Origin of the sequence: Flavobacterium urumqiense (assembly GCF_900108015.1) — a bacterium.
Taxonomy (GTDB): Bacteria; Bacteroidota; Bacteroidia; order Flavobacteriales; family Flavobacteriaceae; genus Flavobacterium; species Flavobacterium urumqiense.
This window is the reverse complement of record NZ_FNVP01000018.1, coordinates 26120-42244: the sequence shown is the minus strand read 5'-3', so window position 1 is coordinate 42244 and position 16125 is coordinate 26120. Positions and strand designations below refer to the sequence as shown.

13 protein-coding genes are annotated in these 16125 nt (G+C 33.0%); 3 read left to right on the top strand and 10 right to left on the bottom strand.

All coding sequences use genetic code 11. The annotated features are described in order from the left end of the window. The coding region (locus C4S35_RS14995; RefSeq protein WP_159916778.1) for an IS30 family transposase at nucleotides 1–324 on the top strand (324 nt) is incomplete at its 5' end. Nucleotides 325–393: 69 nt separating this feature from the next. Here the strand turns inward: C4S35_RS14995 and lgt are convergent. The 5 genes from lgt to C4S35_RS14970 all read right to left on the bottom strand — a co-directional run bounded on the left by lgt (nucleotide 394) and on the right by C4S35_RS14970 (nucleotide 5420). Then, nucleotides 394–1320 (bottom strand): prolipoprotein diacylglyceryl transferase, encoded by a 927-nt coding sequence (gene lgt, locus C4S35_RS14990; protein ID WP_104000958.1) that lies wholly within the window; start codon nucleotides 1318–1320, stop codon nucleotides 394–396. Nucleotides 1321–1385: 65 nt separating this feature from the next. Next, nucleotides 1386–1625: a membrane protein insertion efficiency factor YidD gene (yidD, locus tag C4S35_RS14985; RefSeq protein WP_104000957.1), complete on the bottom strand. Its 240-nt coding sequence runs from the start codon at nucleotides 1623–1625 to the stop codon at nucleotides 1386–1388. Nucleotides 1626–1695: 70 nt separating this feature from the next. Beyond that, the gene (gene cysS / locus C4S35_RS14980) at nucleotides 1696–3174 is read right to left on the bottom strand and encodes a cysteine--tRNA ligase (protein WP_104000956.1); all 1479 of its coding nucleotides are present in this window, start codon (nucleotides 3172–3174) and stop codon (nucleotides 1696–1698) included. A gap of 118 nt (nucleotides 3175–3292) precedes the next feature. Continuing rightward, on the bottom strand, nucleotides 3293–3964 hold the full coding sequence (gene folE / locus C4S35_RS14975) for a GTP cyclohydrolase I FolE (RefSeq protein ID WP_104000955.1): 672 nt from the start codon (nucleotides 3962–3964) through the stop codon (nucleotides 3293–3295). A gap of 235 nt (nucleotides 3965–4199) precedes the next feature. Next, entirely contained in the window at nucleotides 4200–5420 is a 1221-nt protein-coding gene (locus C4S35_RS14970; RefSeq protein ID WP_104000961.1) for a pyridoxal phosphate-dependent aminotransferase, read from the bottom strand. A 125-nt stretch (nucleotides 5421–5545) separates the two neighbouring features. Between C4S35_RS14970 and C4S35_RS14965 the strand changes: the two genes are divergently transcribed. Next, the gene (locus tag C4S35_RS14965) at nucleotides 5546–6880 is read left to right on the top strand and encodes a PDZ domain-containing protein (protein WP_104000954.1); all 1335 of its coding nucleotides are present in this window, start codon (nucleotides 5546–5548) and stop codon (nucleotides 6878–6880) included. Between the two features lie 55 nt (nucleotides 6881–6935). Here the strand turns inward: C4S35_RS14965 and C4S35_RS14960 are convergent, their stop codons facing one another. Further along, nucleotides 6936–7325 carry a DUF1573 domain-containing protein gene (locus C4S35_RS14960; protein WP_104000953.1) on the bottom strand — a complete coding sequence of 130 codons (390 nt, stop codon included), beginning with the start codon at nucleotides 7323–7325 and terminating at the stop codon, nucleotides 6936–6938. Between the two features lie 218 nt (nucleotides 7326–7543). Here C4S35_RS14960 and C4S35_RS14955 point away from each other — a divergent pair, with 218 nt between their 5' ends. Continuing rightward, nucleotides 7544–10177 (top strand): valine--tRNA ligase, encoded by a 2634-nt coding sequence (locus C4S35_RS14955; protein ID WP_104000952.1) that lies wholly within the window; start codon nucleotides 7544–7546, stop codon nucleotides 10175–10177. Between the two features lie 246 nt (nucleotides 10178–10423). On the opposite strand, the gene C4S35_RS14950 is transcribed toward C4S35_RS14955, so the two are convergent. The 4 genes from C4S35_RS14950 to C4S35_RS14930 form a co-directional block, all read right to left on the bottom strand. Further along, nucleotides 10424–10933, bottom strand: coding sequence for a pyridoxamine 5'-phosphate oxidase family protein (locus tag C4S35_RS14950; RefSeq protein WP_104000951.1), 510 nt, complete (start codon nucleotides 10931–10933; stop codon nucleotides 10424–10426). A gap of 642 nt (nucleotides 10934–11575) precedes the next feature. Continuing rightward, nucleotides 11576–12904 (bottom strand): APC family permease, encoded by a 1329-nt coding sequence (locus C4S35_RS14940; protein ID WP_104000949.1) that lies wholly within the window; start codon nucleotides 12902–12904, stop codon nucleotides 11576–11578. Between the two features lie 123 nt (nucleotides 12905–13027). Further along, nucleotides 13028–13576 (bottom strand): PepSY-associated TM helix domain-containing protein, encoded by a 549-nt coding sequence (locus C4S35_RS14935; protein WP_104000948.1) that lies wholly within the window; start codon nucleotides 13574–13576, stop codon nucleotides 13028–13030. A 59-nt stretch (nucleotides 13577–13635) separates the two neighbouring features. Then, on the bottom strand, nucleotides 13636–15840 hold the full coding sequence (locus C4S35_RS14930; protein ID WP_104000947.1) for a TonB-dependent siderophore receptor: 2205 nt from the start codon (nucleotides 15838–15840) through the stop codon (nucleotides 13636–13638). Nucleotides 15841–16125 lie beyond the last annotated feature (285 nt).

The following is a 16125-nucleotide window of genomic DNA, read 5'->3' as shown; positions in this document are numbered from 1 at the left end:
ATCGAATTACTACAGAACTGGAAACACTTTATAAATACAATAACTTCTGATAATGGAAAAGAGTTTGCGCAACATCAAGAGATTAGTTTGGCACTTGAAATAGATTTTTTCTTTGCCAACCCTTACAGCCCTTGGGAACGTGGTGCAAATGAAAATCTAAATGGATTAATAAGACAATACATACCCAAATCATCATCATTTGATGAAATAACTCCAGATAAAATTATAGAAATACAAGAGAAATTAAACAATAGACCAAGAAAAAGATTTAATTTTGAAACACCTAATTATATGTTTAATCAAAAAGTTGCATTTATAACTTGAATCCTGCTTTCAATGGTTTCTGTTTAATAAGAAATTCAAAACTTGCATTATTTATTAAATTACTTGAGTCTAAATTTGAACTGGTTTTTCGGCAGTAAAAACGAAATAAAATCCGATTAAAATAAAAGGAATGCTTAACCATTGTCCCGTGGATAATAATCCTAAAGCGTTTTCAAATCCACCTTGGCTTTCTTTTACAGATTCCACGACAATACGAACAGAAAATAATAGAACTAAGAATAATCCAAATAAAAATCCTGATTTTTTTCTAGCGTCAGTTTTCCAATATAAGAAAAACAAAATTGCAAAAACAAAAATATAGCAAAAGGCTTCATATAATTGTGCAGGATGCTTTGCAGGAACTTGTTCTAATAAAGCAGCAAATTTTGGGTCAGTAGCTATAGCATGATAAGCGTCATTTGGGTTAGCTATTTGGGTTGCATTAGTGGCGTCATTAGAACTAAATTTATCACGAATGAAACGAATTCCAAAAGAAGATGTTGTTTCTTTCCCGACAATTTCCGAATTGAAAAAATTCCCTAATCTTACAAAAATGGCTCCGCTAGCGACTGGAATGACTACTCTGTCTAAAATCCATAATTGAGGTCTTATTAATACGTTTTTACTAAAAAAGTACATAGCAATTATTATGGATATAGCAGCACCATGGCTCGCTAAACCTTGATAACCCGTAAACTCAAATTGAGGCGAAAAACGAAAAGGTAAAAATATTTCTAATAAATGATTGCGAAAATATTCCCAATCGTAAAATAAAACATGACCCAAACGGGCTCCAATTAATGTAGCTAGTACGGTCCATATAAACAAAGAATCTAATTTTTCTATTGATTCTCCTTCTCGTTCAAATATATTCTTCATAATATACCATCCTAATCCAAAAGCGATAACAAACATTAAGCTGTAATATCTAATTACAAAAAAACCTAAATCAATTCCTTCTGATGGATTCCAAATTATATTTAAAGCGTGTGTCATGTATGATTATTTTTTAATATTTTGTAAAAATAAAGAATTAAAGTAAAATTCGTACCAATAAAAGGTTAATGTTCATGATTGCATTTTTTTTTGGGAACTGGGTCATAACCGCTTTTTCCCCAAGGATGACAACTCAAAATTCTTTTCACTCCTAAAAATCCGCCGTAAAATAATCCGTATTTTTGTAGTGCTTCAATCATGTATGAAGAACAAGTTGGTTCAAATCTGCAAGCAGAAGGCGTAAATGGGGATATTGCGGTTTGGTAAAACCGCACTAATAAAACAAAAGGCGTGGTTATTTTCATGATTAAATTAGCTAATATGTCAATTAGAAAATGGCTAATTAATTAATTCTCTAATTGAAAAATTATTCCATTATATTGTAAAAGTAGTGCCGTCCTTTCCGTCTTTCAATTGAATTCCTAAGGCAATTAATTGATCGCGAATCTGATCAGACAATGCAAAGTTTTTGTTATCTCTGGCTTGTTTTCTCATTTCAATAAGCATATTTACAGTACCTTCTAATTTATCGTTATTGGTGTCTGAAAGTTTCTCGTCCTCAAGACCTAAAACATCAAATACAAAAGCTTGTATTGCTGTAGAAAATGTCTTTAAATCAATAGCGGCCAACGTTTCTTTTCCTTCCTTTAGCAAATTGATAAATCGAACTCCTTCAAATAATTGTGCAATCAAAATTGGAGTATTAAAATCATCATTCATAGCATCATAGCAAGACTGTTTCCAGCTCGCAATATCTAATGTACTATTGGAACTTGAATCTAATTCTTTCAATGATTCTATGGCTTCCATCAATCTTTTGTATCCTTTTTCGGCTGCAACAATCGCATCGTCAGAAAAATCAAGAATACTTCTATAATGTGCTTGCAGCATAAAAAAACGAGCTACAGATGCAGAGAATGCTTTGCTTAAAATGCTATTATCACCAGTTAAAATCTCCCTTGGCAAGATATTATTTCCAGTAGATTTAGCCATTTTTTTACCATTCAAGGTTAGCATATTAGCATGCATCCAATAATTTACTGGAGTTTGACCCGTACAAGCTTCATTCTGTGCAATTTCACATTCATGATGAGGAAATTTCAAATCCATTCCACCTCCGTGAATATCAAAATGATTGCCTAAATATTTAGTGCTCATAGCCGTACATTCTAAATGCCAACCTGGAAAACCATCACTCCACGGGGAAGGCCAACGCATAATGTGTTGTGGTTCGGCTTTTTTCCAAAGTGCAAAATCTTGTGGATTTCTCTTGTCAGATTGCCCGTCAAGATCACGGGTATTGGCAAGCATATCTTCAATATTTCGACCGCTTAATCTACCATAATGATTTGTTTCATTGAATTTTACCACATCAAAATAAACAGATCCATTGGCTTCATAGCCAATTCCTTTGTCAATAATGGTCTTAATAATTTCAATTTGCTCAATAATATGACCTGTTGCTGTAGGCTCGATACTTGGAGGTAAAAAGTTAAAAGCATTCAAAATATCATGAAAATCCACCGTATAACGCTGAACAACTTCCATAGGTTCCAGCTGTTCTATACGTGCTTTTTTAGCAATTTTATCCTCGCCCTCATCCACATCGTCAACAATATGGCCTACATCAGTAATATTACGGACGTAACGCACTTTGTAATCTAAATGCAAAAAATACCTAAATATCACATCAAATGACATAAATGTTCTCACATTCCCAAGATGCACATTACTATAAACTGTTGGCCCACAAACATACATTCCAACATTGCCTTCGTGAATAGGTGTGAAAGTTTCTTTTTCTCCCGAAAGAGAGTTGTATATTTTTAGGATTTGAGAACTGTATAATGGCATTTATATATGTTTTTTTTGGAGCTATTTCCTGCTTTCCGTTTCAATCCACGCAAAAAAGCGTGGGATTTACTCTTCAATCAGGGCTAGGCTTTATTGGTTAAATAGAATTTATTTTATTCTAGAACTTTGTTTCTAATTTGATGTAATCCAAAAATTCTCTTCGAGTTTGATCATTTTTAAATTTTCCGCCAAATTCAGAAGTTACTGTACTACTTTCAATATCACTTATTCCTCTTGAATTCACACAAAGATGTTTTGCGTCAATAATACAGGCTACATCTTCGGTACCCAAAGCACTTTGTAATTCTTGAACGATTTGCATCGTTAAACGCTCTTGAACTTGAGGTCTTTTAGCATAATATTCTACAATTCGGTTCATTTTAGAAAGCCCAATCACTCTTCCGTTAGAAATATAAGCAACATGTGCTCTTCCTATAATTGGTAATAAATGGTGTTCGCAGGTAGAGTAAACGATAATGTTTTTCTCTACTAACATTTCACCGTATTTGTAGTTGTTGTCAAAAGTAGAAGCTGCTGGTTTTCTGGCAGGATTTAAACCTCCAAAAATTTCTTTTACAAACATTTTTGCTACACGATTGGGCGTACCTTTCATGCTGTCATCTGTCAAATCCATCCCAAGGGTGAGTAGAATATTTTCAACATCTTTTTTTATTTTTTCTATTTTTTCTTCATCAGAAATAGCAAAAGCATCTTTGCGTACTGGATTTTTTGCAGATAAACCAATGTGATTGTCTCCTATTTCGTCTTGAAATTCTTCGTTATTTATCATTAAAAGCAACTATTATAGTGGGTGTATATATTTAAGCGGTAAAGATAATTAATAATAATTAAAGAATTTCTATAGCTTCTACTATTTAATGATGACTTTATGGATCTCATTAGCGAAGTGAGTTGATTAATCAGTTATAAAAAACTAAAGGCAATAACGTTTTTGTTACTGCCTTTGATTAAGTATTTGCGATTTTTTAGTTACTGAATGATAAAGCAAAGTTTTTAACTCATAATTATTGGGCAGCAATTAGTTTTTTTAGTCGGTTTGAATTGTAAATCGGGATAGCTTCTTTAAGAACACGTACAGCACTTATCAAATCTTCTTTTTTCAATACATAGGCAATGCGCACTTGATTTAAACCCATTCCTGGCGTAGAATAAAACCCGGCAGCAGGTGCAACCATAACCGTTTCTCCATTTAAATCATAACTTTCTAAAAGCCATTGCGCAAAAATATCAGCATTGTCAACAGGAAGTTGAGCAATGCAATAAAATGCCGCCTTAGGTTTAGTTACAATAACACCTTCTATTTTATTTAATTCAGATATTAAAGTGTCTCTACGTTCTCTGTATTCTGAAATTACTTCATCAAAATAACTTTGTGGAGTGTCAATAGCAGCTTCACACGCAATTTGTTCAACAGTTGGAGGACTTAATCGTGCTTGTGCAAATTTCATAGCAGTCGCCATCACTTCTTTGTTTTTGGAGACCAAGCATCCTATTCGTGCCCCACACATACTGTAGCGTTTTGATACAGAATCGACCATTATTACATGTTCTTCAAGCCCTGCAATATTCATTACTGAATAATGACTGTCCCCATCATAGATAAATTCTCGATATACTTCGTCAGCGATTAAAAAAATATCGTATTTTTTTACTAATGCTGCCAACTGCATAATCTCCTCCTTTGAATATAAATAACCCGTTGGATTTCCAGGATTACAAATCAGAATGGCTTTTGTTTTGGGTGTAATTAATTTTTCAAATTCAGAAATGGAAGGGAGCGCAAACCCTGTATCGATAGTTGAAATTACAGGAACTACACTACCACCTGATGCCGTGGAAAAAGCACTGTAATTGGCATAAAAAGGTTCGGGAATAATGATTTCATCACCCTGATCCATAATCGTTCCCAATGCAAACAATAAGGCTTCTGATCCTCCGGTAGTAATTATAATATCGTCATAGTCGACAGCAACATTTTGGTGCTTGTAAAACTCCGATAATTTTCTTCTGTAACTTTCATTTCCAGCAGAATGACTGTATTCTAAAATAGTTAAATTGATATTTTTTATCGCATTTATAGCTATTTCAGGTGTTTTTATATCTGGTTGACCTATGTTCAGATGATATACTTTGTGTCCCTTTTTCTTTGCAATTTCTGCGAAGGGAGCCAATTTACGTATTGGTGATTCAGGCATATTCTTGCCTTTATTGGATATTTTTGGCATGGTTGATTTATTAAAGTGCAAATTTGCATTTTTTTTTTGAAAATTTCTGTTAAACGCAATTGTAAATGTGACAGAAACGGTACAAATAATCAATATTTTGTGTATTTTTATCAAAATGATTATAAATGAAAAATCTAACTTCGGTATTTTTTATTCTGTTTTGTTTTTGGCCTATTTTGGCACAAGATAGTTTTCAATTCACCAAAGGGGTTGATAAAATAACTGTTCCTTTCAAATTTATTAATAATTTAGTTTTTATTCCTATCAAGGTCAATGGGGTCGAATTAAATTTTTTGTTGGATTCCGGGGTTGAAGAAACTATTTTGTTTAGTTTGGAAGAAAAAAAAGAAATTTCATTTTCTAATGTTGAAAAAATCACTCTTCGCGGTTTAGGTAGCGAAACGGCAGTTGAAGGACTAAAAGCAACCAATAATATCTTAGATGTTCAAGGAGTAAAATCGACAAATCATTTATTATATATTGTTTTGGACCAAGAATTTAATCTGTCTTCTCATGTTGGAATTCCCGTAAATGGAATTATCGGGTATCATTTTTTTAAAAATAATTTGGTACTGATTAATTATGAAAAGAAAAGAATTACTATCCAAAGAAATACGGATACGAATAAAAGAAAAATAGAAAAAAAATTTAGTAAAACCTCCATTACTATTGAAAAAAACAAGCCGTATATCGTAAATGGCGTAACGATTGATTCTATTGAAATTCCTGCAAAAGTATTAATAGATATAGGTAACAGCGATGCATTATGGCTTTTTGAAAAAGAATCTAAATTAATAAAAGTACCCGCTAAAAATTTTGATGATTACCTGGGGAAAGGATTTAGTGGAGATGTCGAAGGGAAAAGAGCGCGTGTTCTTAAATTTAAAATGGCTGAATTTGAATTTAAAAATCCTATTGCCGCTTTCCCGGATTCGATTTCATTAAAAAGTGTGAAAATGGTTTCTGGCCGTGTAGGATCAGTGGGAGGTGAAATTTTAAGACGTTTTACAATTGTTCTTGATTATGAGAATGGCATTCTTTATTTAAAGAAAAACAGGGAATTCAATGCGCCTTTTAATTACAATAAAAGTGGAATAGAAATTCAACAGCAAGGAATGCAATGGGTGCAAGAAACACTCTATTTGCAGACAGTGCCTATTGTAGTTTCCGAAGATCCTTTTAATATTAGAACAGAGAAGACTGGTAATAATTTTAAATATAAATTCAATTTAAAACCTGTTTATTCAATTGCTAATGTTCGAAAAAACTCCCCTGCTTTTAATTCTGGTTTGCAAAAAAGCGACATCATCATTTCTATAAATGGAAATCCTACCTATAAATATTCATTGCAACAAATGAATGCATTTTTGAAATCAGAAGACGAACAATGGATTACTATGGAAATTGAAAGAAATAAAAAAGTAATTAAATTTAAGTTTCAGTTGCAAAATGTTTTATAAAAAAAAGCGCTTAATGAAATTTTCATAAAGCGCTACATAGTATTAAATCAGGAATTTAATTGGCAAGAACTTCTCCTTTTATTTTTAGAGCTACTCTTCCTTCATCGTAATTCACTGCATTAGATTCAACCGTAATTGTTTTTCGAATTGGCCCTGCAGTCATATTGTATTTTATCTCGATTTTTCCTTTTTTACCGGGCAGTATTGCATCTTTTGTACTCGATAATATCGTGCAATTTGCTGTTGACTGTATTGAGGTAATTATTAAAGGAGAATTCCCTGTATTTGTAAATTCAAAAACTCGAATACCATTATCACTTGATTTAGATACTTTACCATAATCTATAGTGTTGTCTTTTGCTGAAAAATCAATTTTAGCTCCAGACTGGGCAAAAACCACACTGCTTACTAACAGGATTGCCATTAAAGTAATTATTTTTTTCATTTTTATTTTTTTAAATTCGTTAAAGTAAATGTACTTTGTTTTAATTAACGTACAAATATTTATTTCTCTTTTTATAGTGTACTTAATTATTTACTTTTGTTCCCACTATTAATTACAAATATCAGACCAAATTTTAAAAGGTTATTTGTTTAGTTGATTATTCATTTAACTGAACAAACATACAATCTAATTTAACGAATAAACGAATTTACGATAAAATGACAATTCCTGCACAATTTGACGCTAAAACTATTGAGAATAAGTGGTATGACTACTGGATGAAGAACAATTATTTTCACTCAGAGCCAGATCATAGAACGCCTTATACCATCGTAATTCCTCCGCCTAACGTAACTGGAGTTTTACATATGGGACACATGTTGAATAACACAATTCAGGATGTTTTGATAAGAAGAGCGCGTCTGAAAGGTTTCAATGCTTGTTGGGTTCCTGGCACAGATCACGCTTCTATTGCTACTGAAGCTAAGGTTGTTGCTAAATTAAAATCCGAAGGAATCAATAAAAATGATTTGACTCGTGAGGAATTTTTGGCTCATGCATGGGAATGGACGGATAAATATGGTGGTGTAATTTTAGACCAATTGAAAAAATTGGGTGCTTCTTGTGATTGGCAGAGAACAAAATTCACCATGGATCCAGACATGTCAGCTTCTGTAATTCGTTCTTTTGTGGATTTATATAATAAAGGATTGATTTACAGAGGATACCGAATGGTAAACTGGGATCCTGAAGCAAAAACTACTTTGTCTGACGAAGAAGTAATTTATGAAGAACAAGAAGGGAAATTATATTTCCTAAAATATAAAATTGAAGGAGGTGAAGATTTCCTAACTATTGCCACCACACGTCCAGAAACTATTTTTGGGGATACTGCTATTTGTATCAATCCAAATGACGAACGTTTTGCTCATTTAAAAGGCAAAAAAGCGATTGTACCTATTTGCGGCAGAGTGATTCCAATTATTGAAGATGTATATGTTGATATCGAATTTGGAACGGGATGTTTAAAAGTGACTCCGGCTCATGATAGTAACGACAAGGCGCTGGGAGAGAAGCATAATCTTGAAATTATTGATATTTTCAACGAAGATGCGACTTTAAATAGTTTTGGATTGCATTACCAAGGGAAAGATCGTTTTGTAGTTCGGGAAGAAATTGCCAAAGAATTAGAGACTATTGGCGCTTTGGCCAAAACAGAAATTCACTTGAATAAAGTGGGAACTTCTGAAAGAACGAAGGCAGTTATCGAGCCTCGTTTGTCAGATCAGTGGTTTCTGAAAATGGAAGATTTGGTTAAGCCTGCCATTAAATCGGTATTGGTTGATGGTGAAATTAAATTGCACCCTGCTCGTTTTAATAATACATATGCACATTGGTTAAATAATATACGTGATTGGAATATCTCTCGTCAATTATGGTGGGGACAACAGATTCCTGCTTATTTCTATGGAGACGGAAAAGAAGATTTTGTGGTTGCTGAATCTATCGAAGAAGCTTTAGAATTGGCAAAAGCCAAAACCTTAAATTCGAAACTTGAAATAAAAGATTTGCGACAAGACGTTGATGCTCTTGATACTTGGTTTTCTTCTTGGCTGTGGCCAATGTCAGTTTTTGGCGGAATAATGGATCCGGAAAGCGAGGATTTTAAATATTATTACCCAACCAATGATTTAGTTACCGGCCCGGATATTTTGTTTTTTTGGGTGGCGAGAATGATTATTGCAGGATATGAATATACTGGTAAAAAACCATTTACAAATGTATATTTGACTGGTCTGGTACGTGACAAGCAAAGACGTAAAATGTCTAAATCACTAGGTAATTCACCCGATCCTTTGGATTTGATTGAGAAATTTGGTGCTGATGGAGTTCGTGTAGGATTGCTTTTGAGCGCTTCTGCAGGGAATGACATTATGTTTGATGAAGAATTATGTAACCAAGGAAAAGCCTTCACGAATAAAATCTGGAATGCATTTAAACTAATAAAAGGTTGGGAACTTTCGGATGCTATTCCGCAACCGGAATCGTCAAAAGTGGCAATTGAATGGTATGAAGCTAAATTGCAACAAACCCTTGTAGAAATCGAGGATAATTTTGAGAAATATAGAATTTCCGATGCTTTAATGGCAATTTATAAACTGGTTTGGGACGATTTCTGTTCTTGGTTTCTGGAAATGATAAAACCGGCATATCAACAACCAATTGACAGCGTTACTTTTGCAAAAGCGATTGAAATGCTCGAAAACAACTTGAAGTTATTGCATCCGTTTATGCCGTTCTTGACAGAAGAAATTTGGCAGATTCTTGCTGAAAGAACTACTGAAGAAGCATTAATTGTTTCCACATGGCCAGAATTAAAACCTTTTAACGCTCTTTTAATTATAGATTTCGAAAATACAATTGAAGTGATTTCTGGAATCAGAACGATTCGTAAAGACAAAAATATCCCATTTAAAGATACCATTGAATTGAAAATCGTAAATAATGATAAAGCTTCAACCTATTTTGATTCGGTTCTGACTAAATTAGGGAACATAACTGATCTGGAATACGTTTCCGATAAAGTAGATGGCGCTTTGTCTTTCCGTGTAAAATCAAATGAATATTTTATTCCTATTACCGGAAATATAAATGTAGCAGAAGAAATTGCAAAATTAGAGGCAGAGTTGGTCTATACACTAGGTTTCCTGAAATCAGTTCAAAGCAAATTAGCGAACGAGAAATTTGTGGCTGGTGCACCGCAAAAAGTTTTGGATAACGAAATTCAGAAAGAAGCAGATGCTCTATCTAAAATTGAAACCATCAAGCATAGTTTGGCAGGATTGAAATAAAAAACAGCCTATTTATGTAAAAATCAAATCCCAATCCTGATATTTCAGCATTGGGATTTTTTATGTTTGAAAATCAAAATTCTGATTATATTTACGAACAAGGAGTTTACACAAGTTGCAAAAATAGAACTTTTTACTAATTCTATATTTTACTATTTTAGAATTAGAGTGATAAAATGTTCATTAAACAAATAAAATTGATCTTAAAAATTGTTTAAGAAAGGAATTATTGAATTTGATTATTTCCTATACATTCAAAGCTCCTTGATTGCCAGTAATTAAATTTGTTCCTGTGGCAACGGAAGCGACCATTTTAATAAAGTTTATCATTTGGTTGCCGGCCGTATCCCAATAATAAGCTGTCGTTGGACTTACTTTTATTACTGAAATATTGGGATCTTCTTTACCTTCTTCGAACCAAATTTTAGCTACTGGTGTCCATAGTTCTTCAATTTTTGTTTTGTCCAAAATTATTTCTGCTTCACCGTTTACAACTAAATAGCTGCTTTTACCAGGATGCGAAAAAAAGAGTTGCACATTTTTACCTTTTTCTATGGCTTTATTTTTATCGCTGTTCTTTTCACTGAAAAACCAAATATTACCTTCGTCACAAACTTTTATAGCTGACATCGGTCGGCACGTAGAGCCATCATCTGTTTCAAGGTCGGTGCAGAAAAGACAAATCATTATTTCATCAACTAAACTTTTCAGTTTGTCAATGGCTTCTTTGTTATTCAAATTTTTTGTGGTGCTCATTTTGTTTTTTGTTAACTTGGGATTATAATTTTACTCCGTTGAAATCTTGTTTTTATTTTTCTTTTCTCTTGTTATTATGAAAATCTTCATTTGCATAGTAGTGAACACAATCTTTATCTTTTTCTGCTGCGTTGCAGTTGTTGTAAATTCCGATGGTTGATTTTTATCTATTGTAAAGGAACTTAATTGTAATGGATCCTTATTAGTAAAGGTCAACTTCTTAATAAAAAGGAGTGTTACACAATTTGTGAAAAAGGTTGCAAAATTCACAGTACTTCCAAGAAAAGTTGCCAGTTTATTAAACCTTTTTAAAAACTTTGTGAGCGAAGTTTTAATCTTTGTATCCGCTTTTAATGATGATACGTCGATTTTTAATTTTCATCTTAAAATTAAAAGGGATGTGCAGGGTAACAAAGCCTAAAGCTACTTTGAGACGATAATTTTTTTAGTAATTCTTATGTATGCTGCGCCGTCGATACCTTGTCTAATATTGAAATTATGAAGCATAGGTTGGCTGGATTGAAATAAAATATAGCCTAATTTAAAATTTATATTTCAATCCTGATATTGCAGAATTTGGATTTTTTTGTTTGAAATAGGTACGGTTGTACCACTTGTTATTAACGAAATCTCTATCAAAATTTAAACCGAATCCTTTTTATTTCTTCGATTTAAAAGCAAAAAAACAGGGTAGGAAAGTCCTGAAATAACAAGAATAATTATAAAATTTTTAGTGTCGCCATAAGCAAAACCAATCAATAATGCTACTGTAGCAGTAATCGCGAGTATCGTGGTCCAAGGATAAGCCCAAGAGCGATAAGGTCTGGGTAAATCGGGTTCTTTATTTCTCAATTTTATAAGCGAACAATACGCCAATCCCCAAACAATAACTGACATGAAGGTTCCAAATGAAAAAAGCACTTCAAAGGAACCGATATAAATCAGTAGTAAACTAATTGATGAAGAGACTAAAAGCGCTATTATGGGAGTGCCGCCTTTGTTGATTTTAGTCCCTTTTTGAATAAAAAAGCCATCGCGACTCAATCCAAACAGAATGCGCGCTGGAATCATCATATAGGCATTGAGAATACTAATCAAAGAAAAAATGGCTATAACGGTTACTATAATTGCACCCCTAGTTCCAAATACCACTTTAGCAACATCTGCAGCGACCAATGGTGAATTAGCTAATGCGGAAACGGGCAATACATGAAAGAATGCCGTATTTATTAAAACATAAAGTACGATGACAATTATGGCTCCGGTATATAATGATTTAGGAATGTTTTTACTTGGGTTTTTATCCTCTTCTGCGAAAAAGCAAACGGCATACCAACCATCATAAGTACCAATTATTAATTGAAGTGATTTAAAAAATCCAAATATTATTCCCATTTCAAAAAATGGAGTGTCTTTTTCAATAGGATTAAATTGGACTCCCGAATACATAAAACAAGCGACGATTAAGGCCACAAAAACTCCGACCTTAATAATACTTGTCAACTGCTGGAAGTAACTGCCGTTTTTTACTCCACTTACATGAAGTACGGTAAAGGCAATTAAAAAAGCAATAGCAATAATTGTAGTCTGATTTTCCAAACTTGGAAATAAAATAACAAGATATTCGCTGATAACGATACAGTAAAATGCAGGTGGAACAGAATTTGCAATATAATCAAACCATCCTGATAGAAAACCGGCATAATCCCCAAAAGCTCTTTTTATATAATTGTAAGATCCTCCAGCTTTGGGCAACATTGTGGCTAATTCTGCATAGGAGTTTGCACCAATCAAGATATATATGCCACCAAAAATCCAGCAAGCAATTATTAGCCAATAATTATCTAACAGACCAGCAATAATACCTGGTGTACGTAAAATTCCAACACCAATTGTACCGCCAATTAATACTGCAATACCAAAACTTAAACCTAAACTTTTCTTTAATTGGTTGTTGTTTGAATTTTTCATAATGATTTTTTCGGGTTCATTTTTTGTTGGTTGTTCAAATATAGTAAAACGCGCTTTCTTTTTTAAAACAAAATCCTCGTTTATTACTAAACGAGGATTGGATATTTATGTTGAACAGTGTTTTTAACTCAGTAAAATCAAAAATAGTATAGGAAAAATAACGCCGGCTAATGCCAGTTTCCACCCTCTTTTTTTGAAACTGAATTTCCCTCCTTTTATCATTATTGTTCCGGTTAATGCAATGGTAATTAAGCTTAAAGCAAAAATATCAGAATAATATATCCAAAAATTGGAAGTATTTTTATGTAATATCATGGATTGACTGATAATTGGTGTTTTCATGAAAGAGACCACTTCTCCTTTTCCGGTTTTTATATCAATTTCGACATCATGGTTTTCAAAAGAGATTTTAAAGACATCCTTCTTTACATTATGGCGTCTCATCTTGTCATCGATACCTAATTTTTTTCCTAAATCTTCAGCAAATTTCTCGTTGATTTCACTTTCTGCAGGAAGTTGTACTTCTATGGCTTTGGTTTCAGTTGTGTATTTTTCAGGTTGCCAAGAATCTCGGTGATTCATCATCAGTCCTGATAAAGCAAATGATACGATAAGTCCAATATAGAAATAGCCCAAATCTCGATGTAAATTTCTGAAGGTCTTTTTGTTCATGTTTTTGGTCTGTTAAAATGATTAAAAAAATTAGACTCTTTTTTTAATAAAAGGTTTAATTAGAATTTATATTTTAAACTCGTCATTACTTGGCGTGGTGCAATTGGATTCACACTATAATTTTCATGAACAGTATAATTCAATTCATTCGTAATATTAGATAATTTGCAAAGGATTGAAAACTGTTTCCATTCGTACCCCGCAGATACATCAATAGTGGTATAACCGTCTAAAGGAATTTCTCTCTCCCAAACCCCATTTGGCATCTTTGAATCATATTGGTTATTCCACCCGCCCAATCTATTTCCAATGTAATTAGCCATAGACCCTACAGACAATCCTTTTAATACGCCTGTTGGTAATTTGTAGAATAAACTGAAGTTGGCAGTGTTGGCTGGCGTTCTAGCCAAACGGTCTCCCTGAATATTGCTTCCGTTTAATCCTGAAGTTTTGGTATAACGCATATCGTTATAACTGTAACCAGCCATGATATTCAAACCATCAATTGGTTTTGCGGTGATGTCTATTTCTACTCCTTTACTTTTAGTTGCTCCGCTCAAAACCTTTACGTTAGAATCTATATTTTGTGTAACACCATCTGCTTTAAATTCAGCAGTCTGAGCTAAGTTGCTATTTGTAATTTGATATAAAGTTACGTTAGTACTTAATATTCCTCTCCAGAAATCTTTTTTAACTCCAACTTCATATTGATCTATAACCGAAGGTTTAATTACTTCATTATTTACTGTAAATCCAGTATTTGGTGTGAATGAGTTAGCGTAGCTCGCAAACAAAGAGGTGTTTTTTGTTGGTTGAAATACCAGTCCCACTTTTGGCGAAAAAGCCTCATCAATACGTTTTTTCTCCTCCGTAATGGTGTTTTTTATCATGTCTGATGTTTCCGCATGTGCTTCTTGCCAAGACCAACGTACTCCTGCCAAAACCTTAAATTGTTCGGTAACTGAAATTAAATCTTGTGCGTAAATTCCAAAACGATTGGTATCTGTCTTTACTATTTTGGTGTTTTTTGAATTTGGTATAGCTCCACCTTGATCAAAATTATCAAAATCAAAAATAGTACCGCTACCATAAGTTGTTGGAGAAAAGGTAAAGGTATAGGCTTGTAAAAAGGAGTTTTCAAAATCCATACCAGCAAATAATTGGTGTTTCACTTTTCTCGTTGTAAAAGTTCCTTGCAAACTGAATTGTTCTCCTATGATTTGTTCTAAGTTTTTATTTTCTCCCAATGGTCGTTTCCAATCTCCATTAGTTGCAGGTACGATACGTTCTGTTCCTTTAGACGTTCTGTTGTAATCTTGCATTGAAGTATTAAAATCTAGTTTCCAGTTTTCATTAAAATTATGGCTTACCAATCCGGAAATGGATGCTGTTTTGGTTTGTCCATTAGACCAAGTTGCCCCTAAATAAAGACTACGAGGAAGATCGAGAATTTCTTTTCCAATGCTTCCCGTTCCAAAATCAGGTGTCCAATTGTCTTTTAAATAGTCTCCTTGCAAAGTAATTTCGGTTTTATCACTCACTTTGAAAAGAAAAGAGGGATTAATGTAATAACGTTCTTTTTTTACAACATCTCTAAAGCTTTCCGAATTTTCATAAGTACCATTAAAGCGGTAGGCGATAAATTTATTCAAAGGACCATATATATCAATTGACGGCTTGTAAAAAGAATAGCTGCCCAATTGCATAGCAATCTCTCCTCCTTTTTTGAATGAAGGGGTTTTAGTTACCATGTTCAAAATTCCTCCCGGAGCTACGTTTCCGTATAATAATGCAGCACTTCCTTTTAATATTTCTACTTTTTCCAATGAAGTTACTTCTGGAATTGAACCGCCATTTAAACGAAAACCATTTTTAAACATGTTGTTAGCGGTCATATCGTAGCCTCTTGACCAGAAAGATTCCTGAGCCCCACCGCGTATAGAGCCAACGTAAATACCGTTAACATTTTTTATTACATCGCTTAATCTAATTGATTGTTGTTGCGCTATGATTTCTGCACCAATTATTTGCACGCTTTGCGGAACATCCATTGGTTTTAAACCTGATCGTACCGCTGAAACTGATTTTTGTGGTTGTGTTATAATAACTTCTTTAAGAATTCCCCCTTTTTTATTTTTTATAGTATCTGAAACAGTATCAAATGTTTCAATTGAATTTGCTTTTTCAATACTACTTGCTGCTTCTTGTGCAAAGCCAGCCATACTAAATAATAAGGTTAAAGTTGGGAGCAAAATATATTTCATGATTGTTTATTTAGAATAATTAAAAATAATAATGCAAATATATAACCCACTTTTGATTTAACAAAACTTATTTAGACTAAATATTAATTAAAAACAAAATGAATTTTAAATTACTATAAATGAGAATATTAAAAATTATTTAAGAAAAAAAGTACTACTGGCATTAATCCAAATTATTTTATTTAATCTTGCAGGATGTGTTTTTTAACAAAAAAAAAACACATCTCAAAATGAAATGTGTTTAATGGAAAGTTGCGATTTGGTAATTTTACTATCTGTTTATTC